Origin of the sequence: Leisingera sp. ANG-M1 (genome assembly GCF_000813745.1) — a bacterium.
In the GTDB taxonomy this organism is placed as follows: domain Bacteria; phylum Pseudomonadota; class Alphaproteobacteria; order Rhodobacterales; family Rhodobacteraceae; genus Leisingera.
Window position 1 is genome coordinate 49,817 of sequence record NZ_JWLC01000026.1, and the last position, 17,896, is coordinate 67,712.

Annotated in this window: 17 protein-coding genes; 11 read left to right on the plus strand and 6 right to left on the minus strand. The window is 62.6% G+C overall.

The genetic code is table 11. The features are described from left to right. The 3 genes from modB to RA19_RS21445 all read left to right on the plus strand — a co-directional run bounded on the left by modB (position 1) and on the right by RA19_RS21445 (position 2,735). On the plus strand, positions 1-696 hold the full coding sequence (gene modB / locus RA19_RS21435; protein WP_039166756.1) for a molybdate ABC transporter permease subunit: 696 nt from the start codon (positions 1-3) through the stop codon (positions 694-696). Further along, on the plus strand, positions 696-1,805 hold the full coding sequence (gene modC / locus RA19_RS21440; RefSeq protein WP_039166759.1) for a molybdenum ABC transporter ATP-binding protein: 1,110 nt from the start codon (positions 696-698) through the stop codon (positions 1,803-1,805). The genes modB and modC overlap by 1 nt, the downstream gene beginning before the upstream one ends. Positions 1,806-1,904: 99 nt before the next feature. Then, positions 1,905-2,735, plus strand: a complete 831-nt coding sequence (locus RA19_RS21445) for a bifunctional allantoicase/(S)-ureidoglycine aminohydrolase (protein WP_039166763.1) — start codon at positions 1,905-1,907, stop codon at positions 2,733-2,735. A 51-nt stretch (positions 2,736-2,786) separates the two neighbouring features. Here RA19_RS21445 and bhcR read toward each other — a convergent pair whose 3' ends face one another. Beyond that, positions 2,787-3,620, minus strand: coding sequence for an HTH-type transcriptional regulator BhcR (gene bhcR / locus RA19_RS21450; RefSeq protein WP_039166764.1), 834 nt, complete (start codon positions 3,618-3,620; stop codon positions 2,787-2,789). A gap of 198 nt (positions 3,621-3,818) precedes the next feature. On the opposite strand from bhcR, the gene bhcA reads away from it, so the two are divergent. From bhcA to RA19_RS21475, 5 genes are all read left to right on the plus strand, one after another. After that, the gene (gene bhcA / locus RA19_RS21455) at positions 3,819-5,009 is read left to right on the plus strand and encodes an L-aspartate--glyoxylate aminotransferase BhcA (protein WP_039166767.1); all 1,191 of its coding nucleotides are present in this window, start codon (positions 3,819-3,821) and stop codon (positions 5,007-5,009) included. Beyond that, entirely contained in the window at positions 5,009-5,977 is a 969-nt protein-coding gene (gene bhcB, locus RA19_RS21460; RefSeq protein ID WP_039166769.1) for a beta-hydroxyaspartate dehydratase BhcB, read from the plus strand. Before bhcA ends, bhcB begins: the two co-directional genes overlap by 1 nt. 17 nt (positions 5,978-5,994) lie before the next feature. Then, positions 5,995-7,158, plus strand: a complete 1,164-nt coding sequence (gene bhcC, locus RA19_RS21465) for a 3-hydroxy-D-aspartate aldolase BhcC (protein ID WP_039166773.1) — start codon at positions 5,995-5,997, stop codon at positions 7,156-7,158. A 71-nt stretch (positions 7,159-7,229) separates the two neighbouring features. Then, positions 7,230-8,195: an iminosuccinate reductase BhcD gene (gene bhcD, locus RA19_RS21470; protein WP_039166775.1), complete on the plus strand. Its 966-nt coding sequence runs from the start codon at positions 7,230-7,232 to the stop codon at positions 8,193-8,195. Positions 8,196-8,291: 96 nt separating this feature from the next. Further along, complete coding sequence (locus RA19_RS21475; protein WP_039166778.1) at positions 8,292-8,804, plus strand: AmiS/UreI family transporter; 513 nt, start codon at positions 8,292-8,294, stop codon at positions 8,802-8,804. Positions 8,805-8,870: 66 nt separating this feature from the next. On the opposite strand, the gene RA19_RS21480 is transcribed toward RA19_RS21475, so the two are convergent. From RA19_RS21480 to puuE, 3 genes are all read right to left on the minus strand, one after another. Further along, positions 8,871-10,343, minus strand: a complete 1,473-nt coding sequence (locus tag RA19_RS21480) for a uracil-xanthine permease family protein (RefSeq protein ID WP_039166780.1) — start codon at positions 10,341-10,343, stop codon at positions 8,871-8,873. A gap of 76 nt (positions 10,344-10,419) precedes the next feature. Further along, the gene (locus RA19_RS21485) at positions 10,420-10,911 is read right to left on the minus strand and encodes an ureidoglycolate lyase (protein ID WP_039166782.1); all 492 of its coding nucleotides are present in this window, start codon (positions 10,909-10,911) and stop codon (positions 10,420-10,422) included. Further along, positions 10,908-12,323 carry an allantoinase PuuE gene (gene puuE, locus RA19_RS21490; RefSeq protein ID WP_039166783.1) on the minus strand — a complete coding sequence of 472 codons (1,416 nt, stop codon included), beginning with the start codon at positions 12,321-12,323 and terminating at the stop codon, positions 10,908-10,910. Before puuE ends, RA19_RS21485 begins: the two co-directional genes overlap by 4 nt. Positions 12,324-12,471: 148 nt before the next feature. Between puuE and uraH the strand changes: the two genes are divergently transcribed. Beyond that, a complete protein-coding gene (uraH, locus tag RA19_RS21495) occupies positions 12,472-12,828 on the plus strand; it encodes a hydroxyisourate hydrolase (protein WP_039166785.1) in 357 nt (118 codons plus the stop codon). 73 nt (positions 12,829-12,901) lie between these two features. Here uraH and RA19_RS21500 read toward each other — a convergent pair whose 3' ends face one another. Continuing rightward, entirely contained in the window at positions 12,902-13,810 is a 909-nt protein-coding gene (locus RA19_RS21500) for a LysR family transcriptional regulator (protein WP_039166787.1), read from the minus strand. Positions 13,811-13,915: 105 nt separating this feature from the next. Here RA19_RS21500 and RA19_RS21505 point away from each other — a divergent pair, with 105 nt between their 5' ends. Next, entirely contained in the window at positions 13,916-15,175 is a 1,260-nt protein-coding gene (locus tag RA19_RS21505) for a urate hydroxylase PuuD (RefSeq protein WP_039166789.1), read from the plus strand. A 122-nt stretch (positions 15,176-15,297) separates the two neighbouring features. Here RA19_RS21505 and RA19_RS21510 read toward each other — a convergent pair whose 3' ends face one another. Then, a complete protein-coding gene (locus RA19_RS21510; protein WP_039166793.1) occupies positions 15,298-16,215 on the minus strand; it encodes a LysR family transcriptional regulator in 918 nt (305 codons plus the stop codon). 207 nt (positions 16,216-16,422) lie between these two features. On the opposite strand from RA19_RS21510, the gene xdhA reads away from it, so the two are divergent. Then, positions 16,423-17,886: a xanthine dehydrogenase small subunit gene (gene xdhA, locus RA19_RS21515; protein WP_039166796.1), complete on the plus strand. Its 1,464-nt coding sequence runs from the start codon at positions 16,423-16,425 to the stop codon at positions 17,884-17,886. Positions 17,887-17,896: the final 10 nt, after the last annotated feature.

Genomic DNA, 17,896 nt, shown 5'->3' on the forward strand with positions numbered 1-17,896 from the left:
ATGGCAGGGTGGCTGAGTCCCGAGGAATGGCAAGCGGTCGCGTTGTCGCTTCGGGTGTCTCTTTGGGCGACGATGGCCGCATTGCCGCTCGCAGTCTGGGTGGCCTATCTGCTGGCACGCCGGGAGTTTCCGGGCAAGCAGCTGCTGAATAGCGCGGTTCATCTACCGCTGATCCTGCCGCCTGTGGTAACCGGATACCTTCTGCTGATGATGTTCGGCACCAAGGGGCCAGTGGGCGGGGCGCTGCAGCAGATCGGGATCGTATTTGCCTTTCGCTGGACCGGCGCGGCACTGGCAGCCGCGATCATGGCCTTTCCGCTGATGGTGCGGGCGATCCGGCTGTCTTTTGAGGCGGTGGACCCCAAGCTGGAGCAGGCCGCTGCGACCTTGGGGGCATCAAAGCCCTGGGTGTTCGCAACCGTCACGCTGCCAATGATTTTGCCAGGGTTGATTGCAGGCACGGTTCTGGGGTTCGCCAAGGCAATGGGGGAATTCGGCGCCACGATCACCTTTGTGTCCAGCATTCCGGGGCAGACACAGACGCTGCCGTCAGCAATCTACACTTTTTTGCAGGTGCCGGGCGGAGAAGCTGCTGCCTTGCGGTTGACGCTGGTCTCCATTGCCGTTGCGTTAACCGCTCTGCTGCTGTCTGAACTGCTGGCGCGCCGTGCTGCGGCCCGGCTGGGAGGGCGCTGATGCTGACGGTGTCTCTGCAGCACGCTTTGCCTGAATTCGCGCTGGACGTGCAGTTTGAGGCGCCGCCGGGCGTTACGGTTCTGTTCGGCCGCTCGGGCACCGGCAAGACCACTGTGATCCAGGCGGTTGCCGGTTTGCTGAGGCCGGAGCGGGGGCGGGTGGCGCTGAATGGCGAACTGCTTTTTGATACCGGGCAGCGGCACTGGCTACCGCCGCACAAACGCCGGATGGGGTATGTCTTTCAGGAGGGACGGTTGTTCCCGCATCTGACTGTTCGGCAGAACCTGTTGTTCGGACAATGGTTTGCACCGCGGGGAGCAAAGCTGGAGAGCCTGGGCCGGGTGGTGGAGATGCTGGGCATCGGACCGCTGCTGCAGCGGCGCCCCGGGGCGCTCTCGGGCGGTGAAAAGCAGCGGGTGGCCATTGGCCGGGCACTGCTGTCGGCGCCGCGGATGATCCTGGCCGATGAGCCGTTGTCGGCACTGGACGAGGCGCGCAAGGCGGAGATTCTGCCCTATTTCGAGCGGCTGCGGGACGAAACCGGCATTCCCGTTCTTTATGTCAGCCATTCCGCCGCTGAAGTTGCCCGGCTGGCGACGACGGTTGTCGTTTTGCAGGACGGCAAGGTGCAACGCCAGGGCACGGCGGCTGAGGTGCTGGGCGATTCCGCCGTTATGCCTACAGGGGTGCGTGCTGCTGGTGCGCTGCTGGAAGCCCGGGTGGCGCGTCACCATGACGACGGGCTGACCGAGCTGAACGCGGGCGGGGTGCCCTTGTTTCTGCCGCAGATCGCGCAGGCGCCGGGCAGCCCGGTGCGGGTGCGTATCGCCGCGCATGAGGTGATCCTGTCGCGATTGCGGCCCGAGGGGCTGTCGGCGCTTAATATTCTGCCGGGATGCGTTGAGCATATCCGCACCGGCGGCGGCCCCGGCGCCATGGTGGCGCTGCAGACGCCGGCTGGGCGGGTGCTGGCGCGGGTGACCCGGCGCTCGGCCCAAGCCTTGGCGCTGGAGCCGGGGGCGGAGTGTTATGCGGTGGTGAAAACCGTCTCCATCGCGCCGGAGGATATTGGCGGGGCGGGACCGGGGGCGCGGGACCTTCAAAAATAGCAAAACAATCCTTCATGTATTCTTGGTACGGAAAAAAGTTCGGTTGCACGGAAGCGGCCGTTATCAATGGAGGCAGCACTTCAGCAGGAAAGGCAGCCGATGACCCAACGATCCTACTACGCACCTGAAGGCGGGCTGCCGCCGCAGACGCAGCTGCTGACTGACCGCGCAATGTTCACCGAGGCCTATGCGGTGATCCCCAAGGGCACGATGAGCGATATCGTGGCCAGTCTTTTGCCGTTCTGGGACGGCGCGCGTTTCTGGGTGCTGTCGCGGCCCCTGTCTGGTTTTGCTGAAACCTTTTCCCAGTATATCGCTGAGGTGCAGCCGGGTGGCGGCAGCGACCGTCCGGAAACCGAGCCAGGTGTAGAGGCCGTGCTGTTTGTGGTGCAGGGCGCCATGACGCTGACCATCGACGGAACCGAGCATGAAATGGAGGAGGGTGGCTATGCCTTCCTGCCGCCCCAAGCCGTCTGGAGCCTGCGCAACAACGGCGATGCGCCTGTGCGTTTCCATTGGATCCGCAAGGCGTATCAGGCGGTTGCGGGGCTGGAGGCGCCGGAAGCCTTTGTCACCAGCGACAAACATGTCGACCCGACGCCGATGCCGGGAACCGAGGGCAAATGGGCAACCACGCGGTTCGTGGATCCGAACGATCTGCGCCACGACATGCATGTGACGATTGTCACCTTTGAGCCGGGCGCGGTGATCCCCTTTGCCGAGACCCATGTGATGGAACACGGGCTTTATGTGCTGGAGGGCAAGGCCGTTTACCGGCTGAACCAGGATTGGGTTGAAGTTGAGGCCGGCGACTACATGTGGCTGCGCGCCTTCTGCCCGCAAGCTTGCTATGCAGGCGGGCCGGGCAAGTTCCGCTATCTGCTGTACAAAGATGTGAACCGCCACATGCCGCTGGCGCCGCTGCGCTGAAGGCAGGCGCAGCGCCCAGCCCTGATATGTGCCCGGGCGCTGTCCGGCTTGTCAGCCGGGCGGGGTCTCATCTGCCGCCGGAGCGCCCAGGCCATACGAAAGCTTCTGCGCGGCGTCCTTGACCAGGGCGCCGATGCCGCTGATGCCGCCATCGGGCATCCGGGCTGTGGGGCCGGAGATGGAAATCCCGGCCAGCACCTCGCCCTGCATGCCAAAGACCGGCGCCGCGACGCAGCGCATGCCCGGCGCTTTTTCCTCATCATCAAAGGACCAGCCGCGGCTGCGGATCTGCGCCAGATCGGCGCGCAGCGCGTCGGGTGAAGTCAGGGTTTTAGCGGTGAACTGCTCCAGCGTGCGGCCGCGCAGGAAGCGGGTGAGCTGGTCCTCCTCGAAACAGCTGAGCAGCGCCTTGCCGATTCCTGATGCATGCATCGGCGAGGTGGTTCCGGGCGGGAAGAAGGCGCGGATCGATTCATGCGTCTCCACCTGGCTTACAAACATCACATCGCCGCCGCGTTCGATGCCGAGATTGGAGGTCTCGCCGGTGGCCTCCATCAGCTCGCGCATCACCGGTCTTGCCCGCTCAATCACGCTGGAGCGGCGCAGGAAGGCAGAGCCAAGGCGGAACGCCATGGCGCCGATGTGCCAGGTCTGGCTTTGCGGCTCTATCTCGACGATCTGGCGTGCCTCCAGGGTGGACAGCACCCGGTACATAGTGGCTGCCGACTGATCGAGCGAAGCCGACAGTTCCGTCAGGGTCATACCGTTGGCGCCGGCCAGTGCGTCCAGCACATCCAGCGCCCGGTCAAGTGATTGAATGGTGGCTGGCTGGCTGGCGGAATCAAAGCTTTTGGGGCGGCCTTTGCGGCGCGGCGGCTGGGGCATTTTCAGGCCTTCCCTGGCAATTCAAGCAGCAGCTTATGGATAATTATGAAAATCACTTCTGTACAGTGAAAAAACTAAAGCTGTTGAAATTATGAGAATTTTCCTCTCAATTCCAGTTTTTGAAACCTTTTTTCAAAAAAATTCACCTGCGGGCAGCTTCCCTTTACTGTGAAGGAAATCGCCACAGGAGGGCACGAAATGAGCTTTCAAAATCCGGTTTTCATCCCCGGTCCGACCAATATGCCCGAAGCGCTGCGCAAGGCCGTGGACATGCCGACGCTGGATCACCGCTCGCCGCTGTTCGGTCAAATCCTGCACCCGGCGCTGGCCGGGGTGAAGAAGGTTCTGAAAAGCGAGAACGCCGAGATTTTTGTCTTCCCGTCGACCGGAACCGGCGGCTGGGAAACCGCGATCACCAACACGCTGAGCGCCGGCGACAAGGTTCTGGCCGCGCGCAACGGCATGTTCAGCCACCGCTGGATCGACATGTGCCAGCGCCACGGGTTGGAGGTTCAGGTTGTTGAGACCCCTTGGGGCGAAGGCCTGCCTGCGGACCGCTACGAGGAAATCCTGACCGCCGACACCGCGCATGAGATCAAGGTGGTTCTGGCGACCCACAACGAGACTGCCACCGGCGTGAAGTCCGATATTGCCGCTGTCCGCCGTGTGCTGGATGCGGCCGGCCACCCGGCGCTGCTGTTTGTTGATGGCGTGTCCTCCATCGCTTCGATGGATTTCCGCATGGATGAGTGGGGCGTCGATATTGCCGTCACCGGCTCGCAGAAGGGCTTCATGCTGCCGCCGGGACTGGCCATCGTCGGCTTCTCGCCCAAGGCGATGCAGGCGGTGAAAACCGCGTCCCTGCCGCGCACCTTCTTTGATATCAAGGACATGGCGCTTGGCTATTCCAACAGCGCTTATCCCTACACCCCCTCTGTCGGCCTGCTGAACGGGTTGAACATGGCTTGTGGTATGCTGTTGGAGGAAGGGCTGGAAAACGTTTTTGCCCGCCACCACCGGATTGCCGAAGGCGTACGTTCCGCGGTCCGGGCTTGGGGCCTGGAACTCTGTGCCGTCTCGCCGGAAGTCTACTCGGACAGCGTCAGCGCGATCCGCACGCCGGACGGCTTTGATGCCAACAAATTCGTGAGCCTGGCGGCCGAGAAATACGGTGTCGCCTTTGGCACCGGTCTGGGCGAGGTCGCAGGCAAGGTGTTCCGCATCGGCCACCTGGGCAGCCTCACCGATGTGATGGCGCTGTCCGGCATCGCGACCGCCGAAATGGTAATGGCCGACCTTGGGCTGAACATCCCGCTGGGCTCCGGCGTGGCGGCTGCGCAGGACTACTACCGCGGCAATACCGCAGCCAGCACCAAGGCTGCCGCCTGATGAAGGATAACGCGATGTATATCCCGACCTATGAGGACATGCTGGCTGCGCATGAGCGCATCCAGCCGCATATCCGCCGTACGCCGGTGCGCAGCTCGGCTTATCTGAATGAGCTGACCGGCGCCGAATTGTTCTTCAAATGCGAGAACTTCCAGGAGCCGGGCGCCTTCAAGGTGCGCGGCGCCACCAACGCGGTGTTCGGGCTGGATGATGCGCAGGCCGCCAAGGGAGTGGCGACGCATTCCTCTGGCAACCATGCCTCCTGCCTGTCTTATGCGGCGATGCTGCGCGGCATTCCCTGCAACGTGGTGATGCCGCGGACGGCTCCGCAGGCCAAGAAAGACACCGTGCGCCGTTATGGCGGTAAGATCACCGAGTGCGAGCCCTCGACCAGTTCGCGTGAGGAGACCTTTGCCAAGGTGCAGGCCGAGACCGGCGGCGATTTCGTGCACCCCTACAATGACCACCGGGTCATCGCGGGGCAGGGCACTTGCGCCAAGGAGTTCGTGGAGCAGACCGATGGCCTGGACATGGTTGTGGCCCCTATCGGCGGCGGCGGCATGATTTCGGGTACCTGCCTGACGCTGTCGACGCTGGCACCGGAAACCCAGGTGATTGCGGCAGAGCCGGAGCAGGCCGATGACGCCTACCGCAGCTTCAAGGCGGGTTACATCATCGCCGATGATGCGCCCAAGACCATCGCCGACGGGCTGCTGGTGCCGCTGAAGGAGCTGACCTGGCACTTCGTCAGCAACCACGTCAGCGGGATCTACACTGCGTCCGATGCGGAGATCATCGAGGCGATGAAGCTGATCTGGAAGCATCTGCGCATTGTAATGGAACCGTCTTCGGCGGTGCCGCTCGCCACCATTCTGAAAAACAAAGACGCCTTCGCGGGCAAACGCGTGGGCCTGATCGTCACCGGCGGCAATGTCGACCTCGACAAGCTGCCCTGGATGAACAGCTGATTTTGGGAGTTAAACTCATGAACGTGCAGACAAATTTCGAAGAGCTTGAAGTTGGCTATGACATCCCGGCGGTTCCGGGCATGGCCGAGGGCGATATCCAGACCCCGGCGCTGGTGCTGGACCTGGACGCGCTGGAGCGCAACATCAAGAAGATGGGCGACTATGCCAAGGCGCATGGCATGCGCCACCGGGTGCATGGCAAGATGCACAAGTCGGTGGATGTGGCCAAGCTGCAGGAAACCCTGGGCGGCGCGGTTGGCGTCTGCTGCCAGAAGGTGTCCGAGGCCGAGGTCTTTGCCCGCGGCGGCATCAAGGACGTGCTGGTTTCCAACCAGGTCCGCGACCCGCAGAAGATCGACCGTCTGGCCCGCCTGCCCAAACTCGGCGCCCGCACCATCGTCTGCGTCGATGACATCGACAATGTGGCCGACCTGTCGGCGGCGGCGCAGAAGCATGGCACCGAAATCGAGGTCTTTGTCGAGATCGACTGCGGCGCCGGCCGTTGCGGTGTGACCACCACTCAGGACGTTGTCGCGATCGCCAAAAGCGTCGATGCAGCCGAGGGGCTGAAGTTCTCGGGCATCCAGGCGTATCAGGGGGCGATGCAGCACCTCGATACCTATGAGGCGCGCAAGGAGAAGCTCGATATCGCCATCGAAATGGTCGAGAACGCGGTGCAGGGGCTGAAGGCGGTTGGACTGGAACCGGAACTGGTTTCGGGCGGCGGAACCGGCTCCTACTACTTCGAGAGCAACTCTGGCGTTTTCAACGAACTGCAGTGCGGGTCCTACGCCTTCATGGACGCCGATTACGGGCGTATTCTTGACAAGGACGGCAACCGCATTGACCAGGGCGAGTGGGAGAATGCCTTCTTCCTGCTGACCCAGGTGATGAGCCACGCCAAAAGTGACAAGGCCATCGTTGACGCGGGCCTCAAGGCCCAGTCGGTGGACAGCGGCTTGCCCTTCATCTTCGGCCGCGACGATGTGGAGTATGTCAAATGCTCGGATGAGCACGGCGTGGTCGCCGACCCCGAGGGAGCACTTAAAGTGGGTGAGAAGCTGCGGCTGGTGCCTGGCCACTGCGACCCGACCGCCAACGTGCATGACTGGTACGTCGGTGTGCGCGGCGGCAAAGTTGAAACCGTCTGGCCTGTCTCGGCCCGCGGCAAAGCATACTAACTGATCCATCCCCGAACAGGCGGAGGTGCGCGTGCCGCCCTTCGCCTGTTTTTTATTGAGGAGAAACAAACATGTATATCGTTCCGGAGAAGGAAATCGCGGGCCTGATGACCCGCGAGGCCGCGTTTGATGCGGTCGAGAAGGTCTTTGCCGCCATGGCATCGGGCGATGCCTATAACTTCCCTGTAGTGCGTGAAGCGATTGGCCATGAGGATGCGCTTTATGGCTTCAAAGGCGGTTTTGACCGTGCCGGCCTCACCCTAGGCCTGAAAGCCGGCGGCTACTGGCCGAACAACCTGGAAAAGCGCGGACTGATCAATCACCAGTCCACCGTTTTCCTGTTCGACCCGGACACCGGCAAGGCCAAGGCGATGGTGGGCGGCAACCTGCTGACTGCGCTGCGCACTGCCGCGGCGTCCTCGGTCTCGATCAAGCATCTGGCCCGCAAGGATGCCAAGGTGATCGGCATGATCGGCGCGGGCCATCAGGCCAAGTTCCAGCTGCGCGCGGCATTGGAGCAGCGTCAGTTTGAAAAAGTCATCGGCTGGAACCTGCACCCGGATATGCTGCCGAACCTGCAAGAAGTTGCGGATGAAGCGGGCCTGCCCTTTGAAGCAGTGGAGCTGGACGGCATGCGCGAGGCGGATGTGATCATCTCGATCACCTCGTCCTTCGACGCGATCCTGAACACAGCTCAGGTCAGCCCGGGCACCCACATCGCCTGCATGGGCACCGATACCAAGGGCAAGCAGGAGGTGGACCCGCAGCTGCTGGTGGCGGCAGACGTGTTCACTGATGAGGTGGCGCAGTCGATCTCCATCGGCGAGACGCAGCACGCGGTGGCGCAGGGGCTGATCCAGGAAGCCGACGTGGCCCAGATCGGCGCGGTGATCAACGGCACCAACCCCGGGCGCACCTCGGGCGATCAAATCACGCTGTTCGACGGCACCGGTGTCGGCCTGCAGGATCTGGCGGTGGCGGCCTCGGTCGTTGATCTGGCGGTGGAGCAAGGCATCGCCATCGAGGTCGACTTCTAAGCTTCAGCCAGAAACATATTCTGCAATTATCCGCCTAGCGGAGCAGCGGGAGAGAGGTACACCTCTCTCCCGTTTTGCTTTTGGAGGATACCGAACATGTTTCTGGGCTTGAGCCTGCTGGTGGTTGGCGTGGTGCTGTGCCTGAATGGCATCTGGCTGTTTGGCCGGATCGAGGACCGGGAAATCTGTTTGATCAACTTCGCCGCGGCGGCCGTCTTCTTTGCCATCGTCCTGCTGATCGCCCTTGCCGCGCAGCAGCCGTCCGATCTGCTGGACGCCGGCATGACGCTGCTGTTCGGCACCACCTATCTGTGGGTCGGTTATAACCGGCTGGTTCCCGCCAACGGTGCAGGACTCGGCTGGTTCAGCGGCTTTGTTGCCTTAACTGCGGCGCCTATGGTGCTACGGGTGCTGGCGCAGGCAGACGGGCTGTTCGATGTCTGGCTGGCGGCCTGCTGGGCAGCCTGGGCCGGGCTGTGGTTTCTCTATTTCCTGAACCTTGCCCTCAACCGCGGCAGCACCCGGGTGACCGCCGTTGCCACTCTTTTGTGCGGGATCTTCACCGGCTGGCTACCGGGTCTCGCCGTCCTGCACGGGCTGGCGGGCTGAGGCGGATACGAAAAAGGCCGGCCCGTTGAGGGCCGGCCGGTTTTCAGTTCGTTGATGCCCTTGGCGTCAGGCGCGGTCCTCCTGCGGAAGCGAGCCGCGGCCGTGGCCGGCGTGTCCTCCGGAGACCTCATCGGTCGCCTCATCCGCCAGTTCTTCCGGCAGGATCAGGTTCAGCACGATGGCGATCAGCGCGGCTGGCAGGATGCCCGAAGCGGCCAGGATGCGCAGGGTATCGGGCAGATACTGCAGTGCGTTCGGGGAGCCGGGCTTGAGGTTCATCACCTCCAGCTGCAGGCCAAAGCCAATCGACAGCGCAATGGCGAAGATCACCATGTTGCGGCGGTTCCAGACCACATCCGACAGCATCGAGACACCGGCGGAGACCACCATGCCGAACATCACGATCACGCCGCCGCCCAGAACCTCGATCGGGATGGTACGGATCACCGCGCCGACCTTGGGGATCAGGCCGCAGATAATCAGGAAGATCGCGCCGATGGTCACCACATGGCGGCTCATCACACCGGTCATGGCAATCAGGCCGACGTTCTGGCTGAAGGACGTGTTGGGCAGCCCGCCGAACAGGCCGGCAATCGCGGTGCCGACGCCATCGGCATAAGTCGCGCCCTGGATTTCCTTGTCGGTTGCCTCGCGGCCAGCGCCGCCCTTGGTGATGCCGCTGACATCGCCGACGGTTTCAACCGCGCTGACAAAGGACATCAGACAGAAGCCGATAACCGCAGCTGTGGTGATCTCGATACCGTATTTGAAGGGGTTCGGCAGGCCAAAGGCTGCCGCGCGGTCCCAGCTTTGGCCGATGCTTTCAAAGGTGACGAGGCCAAAGAACATCGCGTAGACATAGCCGACCAGGATGCCGATCAGCACCGCCGAGACAGACATCATGCCGCGGGTGAAGAACTTGAGACCGAGGGTCGAGAACACCACCACCAGCGCCACCGACCAGTTCAGCAGGCTGCCGTATTCTTCCTTGCCAAAGGCCTTGGCGGGCACGCCGCCTGCCGCATATTCGATGCCGACCCGCACCAGGTAGAGGCCGATCATCAGCACCACCAGGCCGGTGACCAGCGGCGGCAGGGCAAAGCGGATGCGGCCGATCACGGTGCCAAGGGCTGCGTGGAACAAACCGCCGACCAGCACGCCGCCAAAGATCGCGGGCAGCGCCTCGACGCCCTTGCCTGCGACCAACGGGATCATGATCGGGATGAAGGCAAAGCTGGTGCCCTGCACGATGGGAAGCCGGGCGCCCACGGGGCCCATGCCGATCGACTGGAACAGTGTTGCGATGCCGGCAAAGAGCATCGACATCTGAATGAGGTAGCTCATGTCCGGAAAGCCCTGCGCGCCGGCGTCAGAGCCGAAGCCAAAGCCGGCGGCGCCGGAGATGATGATGGCGGGCGTGATGTTCGAGACAAACATCGCCAGCACATGCTGGATGCCCAGCGGCACCGCCGTCATCAATGGCGGGGTGTAGTTCGGATCGCGCAGCTGTGCCGGCGACCCAATGGAAGTGTCAGCCATGAGGTCGTTTCTCCTGTCGGTCATGGGGATCTCGCCGCTTCTTATTGTTTTGTTGAGCGGCTTCGGGGTGTTGCGGTCAGTCAGAGACCACTGTGAAAGGCTCCTTGAACCAATGTTCTTCAAGGTTCGGCGTGGTGCCGATGCGGTCCACCACGATGTATTGGCCGGGGGCGCCCAATGGCGCGAGCACGCCGTGCCAGGTACCGCGGTGCAGGTTGATGGACTGGCCCGGCTGGCTGATGAAGGCCTTCAGGCTGACCGGGGTGCCATCGTCATCATCGGCGACAACAACCAGCATCGGCACACCGCTGACCGGCACGAAAGCCTGGCTGCCTTCGGGGTGGCGTTCCACCATGTCGACCTTGTGCGGCAAGTGGCGGGCCTTGGCATCAAACAGGCTGATGCCAGCCCGGCCGTCCGGGCCGAAGTCCAGAGCCGCGCGGTCGTGGTGGCGGCCGCACATGCCCTGATTGATCAGCTTGTCCGGCGCGCCGTTGACCTCGATCACGTCGCCATAAGGCGCAAAAGCCTCGGCCGTCAGCGGCATTGCTGTCAGCCAGTTGCTCATGGCAGCAGGTCCTGCAGACGGAACTGGGCGATGCGCTCAACCTGGCGGCAGGCCTCGTCGAACTCGGTGGCCCGGTCGTTGTGGATACGGCGGTGGAAGGCCTCCATGATCGAAGCCTTGTTGTGGTCGCGTACCGCGATGATGAAGGGAAAGCCGTGTTTTTCGACATACTCGGTGTTGAGCCGGGTGAAGGTTTCCCGTTCTTCATCGGTCAGCATATCAAGGCCGGCACTGGACTGTTCCGAAGTGCTCTCGGCTGTCAAACGGCCAGCGGCGGCCAGTTTGCCCGCCAGATCCGGGTGCGCGGTCAGCACGCCAAGACGCTCTTCCTCGGAAGCGGTGCGGAAGATCCGGCACAGCGCATTGTGGACACCGGCAGCGCAGTCATGCGCCGGACCCAGCTCCAGGTCAAAGGCACGGTCAGCGATCCAGGGCGAATGCTCGAAGATCGAACCGTAGCTGGACACGAACTCTTCGCGCGCCATCCGGCTGGGGCGGACGCGCTGTTCGGGGGCATGATTGGCTGCCCAATGTTCGGCGATGTCGATGCGGCGCGGGCACCAGACGTCCTCGAAGCTTTGGATGTAGTCAATGAAGCGCTTGAGGCCCGCAATCTTGCCCGGACGGCCAACTAGTCGGCAGTGCAGCCCGATGGTCATCATCTTCGGGGCACCCGCCTCGCCTTCGGCATAGATCACATCAAAGGCATCCTTCAGGTACTGGAAGAAATGCTCGCCAGTGATCCAGCCCGGCGAATTGGCGAACCGCATGTCATTGGCTTCTAGCGTATAGGGGATGATCAGCTGATCACGGCCGCCGGTTTCCAGCCAATAGGGCAAGTCGTCGTCGTAAGTGTCTGAGATATAGTCGAACCCGCCTTCCTCAGCCACCAGCCGCACGGTGTTGGCGCTGCAGCGGCCGGTGTACCAGCCGCGCGGGCGGTCGCCTGTCACCTCGGTATGCAGGCGCACGGCTTCGGCAATCGCGGCGCGCTCTTCGTCCTCAGCCATGTCCTTGTGTTCGACCCATTTCAAGCCGTGGCTGGCGATTTCCCAGTCGGCGTCCTTCATCGCCTGCACCTGCTCAGGGGAGCGGGCCAATGCGGTGGCAACGCCATAGATGGTCAGCGGGATGCCGGCACCGGTGAACAGCCGGTGCAACCGCCAGAAGCCGGCGCGGGCGCCGTATTCATAAACGGACTCCATGTTCCAGTGGCGCTGGCCAGGCCATTGCGCGGCACCGGGGATGTCGGACAGAAACGCCTCGGAGGCCGCATCCCCGTGCAGGATGCAGTTCTCGCCGCCCTCTTCATAGTTCAGAACAAATTGCACGGCGGCTTTGGCCCCATTGGGCCACTGCGGGTCAGGTGCGGCAGCACCGTATCCGCGCAAGTCACGAGGATAGCGCGTCACGTCAGGTCTCCTGTCTTTTGTTCCTTATAGAACAGAATAATCCGGGTAGGCTTTCAGTAAATTTTTGAAAGAACTTTTTGACTCTTGCCGCTGTATGGGGCGGGCTGAACCAAGCATACCTAAGGAAACGGACTGATAGGAGGCTGAGATGGCCGGATTTCTGACCACCCATGTGCTGGACACCGCCCGCGGCTGCCCGGCGGAAGGGCTGAAGATCGACCTTTACCGGATCGACGGCGGCGAGCGCATCCACCTGCGCAGCCTGACCACCAATGACGACGGGCGCACGGATGAGCAGATCCTGCCTGCAGGCGAGTTTGCCACCGGTACCTATGAACTGGTGTTCCACGCCGGCGGCTACCTGCGTGCCACCGGCCAGGCCGGCGCCGATCCTCTGTTCCTGGACGAGGTGCCGCTGCGTTTCGGCATAAGCGAAGCGGACAGCCACTATCACGTGCCGCTGCTGCTGTCGCCCTACGGCTATTCCACCTACCGCGGCAGCTGATCCCCGAAATACCTCCTCCTCCCGCTTGGCATCTGCCGGCGGTTCCCGTCCCAGGCAACTGGGGCGGGCTTTTTCATTCTGAGGGGAGGGCGCCCTGGATGTGATCCACCATAAAGTCCATGAACAGGCGCACCTTGGGGTCCTGGTGGCGGCGGTGGACATAGAGGCAGGCCATCTGGATCGGAATCGGCGGCTCCTCTGCCAGCACCGGCGCCAGCCGGCCTGAGGTCAGATGCTCGGAAATCTCAAACACCGGCTTCAGAATGATCCCATGCCCGTCCAAGGCCCAATTGGTCAGCACGTCGCCGTGATCCGATTCAAACGGCCCGGTGACCGTCACCCGCTTGACCCCGTCGCGGCTGCGCAGCGGCCATTGAAATTCCGGTGCGCCAGGATAGCGCAGGTTGAGGCAATCATGCGCCTCGGTCTTCAGCTCCTCGCTGCTGGCGGGCTGGCCGCGCTGTTTGATGTACTCTGGCGACGCGCAGAGCACCCGCGGGCAATCGGCAATCTTGCGGATGCGCAGGTTGGAATCTTCCGGCACGCCCAGGAAGAAGGACGCATCCAGCCCCTCGGCCGCCAGGTCCAGCTTGCGGTCCGACAGCCGCAGCCGGATTGAAATCAGCGGGTAGGCTTCGTTGAACTTTGGCACTGCGGGCGCGATCAGCCGCTGTCCCAGCCCCAGCGGCGCCGCCACATAGAGCGTGCCGCGCGGCGTTTGCGTCACGCTGCTGATATCGGCCTCTGCCTCATCCACAGCTTCCAGGATCTTGACCGCGCCGTGATAGAACAGGTTGCCTTGTTCCGTGGGATTGAGCAGCCGCGTGGTGCGTTGGAAGAGGCGCACGTTAAGGTGTTCTTCCAGCTGAGAAATCCGCGACGACGCCACCGCCGCCGATATCCGCATGTCGCGCGCAGCGGCGGACATGTTGCCAAGTTCATAGACGCGGACGAAAGTGCGGATATTGTCGAGATAGGCCATTCACGTATTCTTTGTGTTATTTTGAAACAGCTTGGGTTTTTTACCTAATACATGAAAATAGCGGCATGCTCTAGTGTCCTTGCCAAAGCTTATGAGGAGAGAACAATGGAAGAGCTTGTGATCATGTGGGACTGGCTGGGCTTTGCAGTCCGCTGGCTTCACGTCATCACCGCCATTGCCTGGATCGGATCGTCCTTCTACTTCGTGGCGCTGGACCTTGGCCTGCGGAAGGTTCCGCATCTGCCGGTCGGCGCGCATGGCGAGGAATGGCAGGTCCATGGCGGCGGTTTCTACCACATCCAGAAATACCTGGTGGCGCCGGAAAACATGCCGGACCATCTGATTTGGTTCAAATGGGAGAGCTACGCCACCTGGCTGTCGGGTGCGGCGCTTTTGATGATCGTCTACTGGGCGGGCGGCGAGCTGTATCTGATTGACGCCAGCAAGGCCGACCTGGCCCTGTGGCAGGGCATCCTGATTTCCGGCGCATCGCTGACCATCGGCTGGATCGTCTATGACTTCCTGTGCAAGTCGCCGCTGGGAGAAAAACCGACCTTCCTGATGGTGCTGCTGTTCGTGCTTCTGGTGGCCATGGGCTGGGGCTACAATCAGATCTTCACCGGCCGGGCAGTGATGCTGCACCTGGGTGCCTTTACGGCGACCATCATGACCGCAAACGTCTTTTTCATCATCATGCCGAACCAGCGCATCGTGGTGAAGGACCTGCAGGAAGGCCGCACTCCGGATGCCAAATACGGCAAGATCGCCAAGCTGCGCTCGACCCACAACAACTACCTGACGCTGCCGGTGGTGTTCCTGATGCTGTCCAACCACTACCCGCTGGCCTTTGCCACCGAGTACAACTGGCTGATCGCAGCGCTGGTGTTCCTGATGGGCGTGACCATCCGCCACTACTTCAACAGCAACCACGCAGGCACCAGCAACCCGACCTGGACCTGGCCGGTGACCGCCATCCTGTTCATCGGCGTGATGATCCTGAGCCAGGCGCCGCTGCAGCAGGATACTTACGAGGACTCCGAAGCGCGCGAGCTGAACAAGACCGAGCAAGTGTTTGCCAGCAACCAGCATTTTGAGGACGTGATGAATGTGGTACCGGGCCGCTGCGCCATGTGCCACGCGCGGGAGCCCTACTATGAAGGCATCCGCCGCGCGCCCAAGAACGTGCTGCTGGAGACCCCGGCGGATGTGGCGAAATACGCGCGTGACATCTACCTCCAGTCCGGTGCCACCCATGCGATGCCGCCTGCCAACGTCACCTATATGGAGGAGGATGAGCGAGCGCTGATCCGCCGCTGGTACGGCAGCGCTTCCAAGGATCTGCCGTTTGCGCTGGCTTCAAACTGATCCGGCTCTGCAGTAAATCAGAAACGGCCCTGCCTGCGCGGCAGGGCCGTTTTTCTTTGGCACCATGCGTGCACCCCCTGTACACCGCCTGTGCACCGGACAGCCGCTAGAAGGAAGGGATGCTACTCCCCGGCCTCGCTGCGCCGGAAGGCGGCAAGCCCGTGTTTCACCGCGTAGTCCACAAACAGGCGGACCTTCGGATCCTGCAGTTTCCGGTGCGGGTAGAGGCAGCCGAAAATGGTCGGCTCCGGCGGGGTGTCCGGCAGCACCTTAACCAGCGCGCCGGAGCGCAGATGGGCCGCCACATCAAACCACGGCTTGTTGACGATGCCGCGCCCGTCCAGCGCCCAATTGGTCAGCACGTCGCTGTCGTCCGCATCGTATTTGCCCGAAACCTCCAGCTTGCGCGGGCCCTCGGGCGTTTCCAGTGTCCAGTAGTATTCGGGCGAGCGCGGGTAGCGCAGCAGCAGGCAGTTGTGGCCGCTCAACAGATCCTCCGGAACCTGCGGGGTGCCGTGGCGTTCCAGATACTCCGGCGCTGCGCACAGAACCCGGGTGCAATCGGCGATCTTGCGCATCTTCAGGGTGGAGTCATGCGGGGTTCCGATAAAGAACGCCACATCCAGCCCGTCCGCCAGGATATCCACCTTGCGGTCCGACATCCGCATGCGGATTTCGGTGGCCGGATAGTCCTCGACAAAGGCGGGCACCAGTGGCGCAATGATGCGGCGGCCGACGCCCAGCGGCGCAGTCACCCGGATCACCCCGCGCGGCGCCTCGGAGAACTGAGAGACCACCGCCTCGGCGTCCTCAATCGATTCGAGCACCTTCTTAGCCTCGGCATAAAACAGCTGTCCTACCTCGGTCGGGGTCAGTGATCTCGTGGTGCGGTTGAACAAACGCACGCCTAGATGCTTTTCAAGCTCCTTGATCCGCTTGCTGGCCACCGCCGGCGTCAGCCGTAAATCGCGCCCGCCAGAGGTGATGCTGCCCAGTTCAACGACTCGGGTAAAAACGCGCAGGGATTCCAGATAAGACATGTTTAACAGTCCTTTGCGGGGCGCAATCGGCGCTTGGGCCATGGATCATACGGCGCAATTGCGGCCGGTTCCGGCACCTATTAGCCTAACCATTTTCAACAGGGTGTTGAAAGCCTTTCTCGATTGCAGCCGTTAACCGTGGCAGTCAGACAAGGTAAAAATGAAGCAACAGAACTAGAAGCTGTCCAGCGACTACTTGGAGGCCAGATGGAACATCAAAACGACATTCGCTTTCTGCTGAACGGGCGGGAGCTATCGGTCAAGGACGTGAAGGCGACTACGACCCTGTTGGATTTCCTGCGGCTGGAGCAGCGCCTGACCGGCACCAAGGAAGGTTGCGCCGAGGGCGACTGCGGCGCCTGCACTGTGCTGGTGGGCCGGCTGCATAATGGCGCCCTGCGCTATGAGGCGGTGAACGCCTGTATCCGCTTCCTGGCGTCTCTGAACGGCTGCCATGTGGTGACGGTGGAGCATCTGTCCGGCCCGAACGGACGGCTGCACCCGGTACAGCAGGCGATGGTCGAATACCACGGCAGCCAGTGCGGCTTCTGCACCCCCGGCTTTGTGATGTCGCTTTACGCGCTGTGGATGGAAAACCCGCAGCCGAGTGAGGCCGAGGTGGAAATCGCCGTGCAGGGCAACCTCTGCCGCTGCACCGGCTATGAGCCGATCGTGAAAGCCGCGCTGGCGGTTAACCAATACGGCACCCCGGCCAATGATTACCTGACCACCGAGCGTGAGAGCCTGACCGCCAAGCTGCAGGCAATCCAGCCGCAGGCCCGGGTGGTGACCGGTCCAGAAGACGACCGCGCCATCCTGCCGCTGGATGCGGCGGATCTGGCAGAGGTGCTGGCGGTGAACCCCAAGGCAACCATTGTTGCGGGCTCCACCGATGTGGGCCTGTGGGTGACCAAGTTCATGAAGCCGATCTCTCCGGTGGTGTTTGTTGCCCATCTGGAGGAGCTGAAGGCGGTTGAGCTGACGGATGAGGCGCTTATCATTGGTGCCGGCGTCACCTATACCGAAAGCGAAGAAGCCATCCGCGATGCCTTCCCGCACCTTAGCGACTACTGGGACCGCATCGCCGGCTGGCAAGTGCGCAACATGGGCACCATCGGCGGCAATATCGCCAACGGCTCCCCCATCGGGGACACCCCGCCGGTGCTGATTTCTCTGAGCGCTGAAGTGACGCTGCAGAAAAAGGGCGGTTCGCGCACCCTGCCGCTCGAGGATTTCTTTATCGACTACGGCAAGCAGGACCGGGAACCGGGGGACTTTGTTGCCTCGATCCGCATTCCGCGGGCTGCAGCGGGCCAGATTGATGCCGCCTACAAGATCTCCAAGCGCCGGGATGAGGATATCTCCTCGGTTGCTGCTGGGGTCAGCGTGACCGTGAAGGACGGCGTGATCACCTCTGCGCGGATCGCATTCGGCGGCATGGCGGCAACGCCCAAACGCGCCGCGGGCGCCGAGGCGGCTCTGGTGGGCCAGCCCTGGGGCGAGGCTGCGTTTGACGCAGCAGCGGAAGCGGTGAAGCAGGACTTCACTCCGCTCAGCGACTGGCGCGCCTCTGCCGAGTACCGCGCGCTGTCGGCCAGCAACCTGCTGCGCCGCTTCTATCTGGAAAACGATGCGGGAACCGCCGGTGCCGTCCGGTTGGCCGTCGCCTGAGGAGGATTTG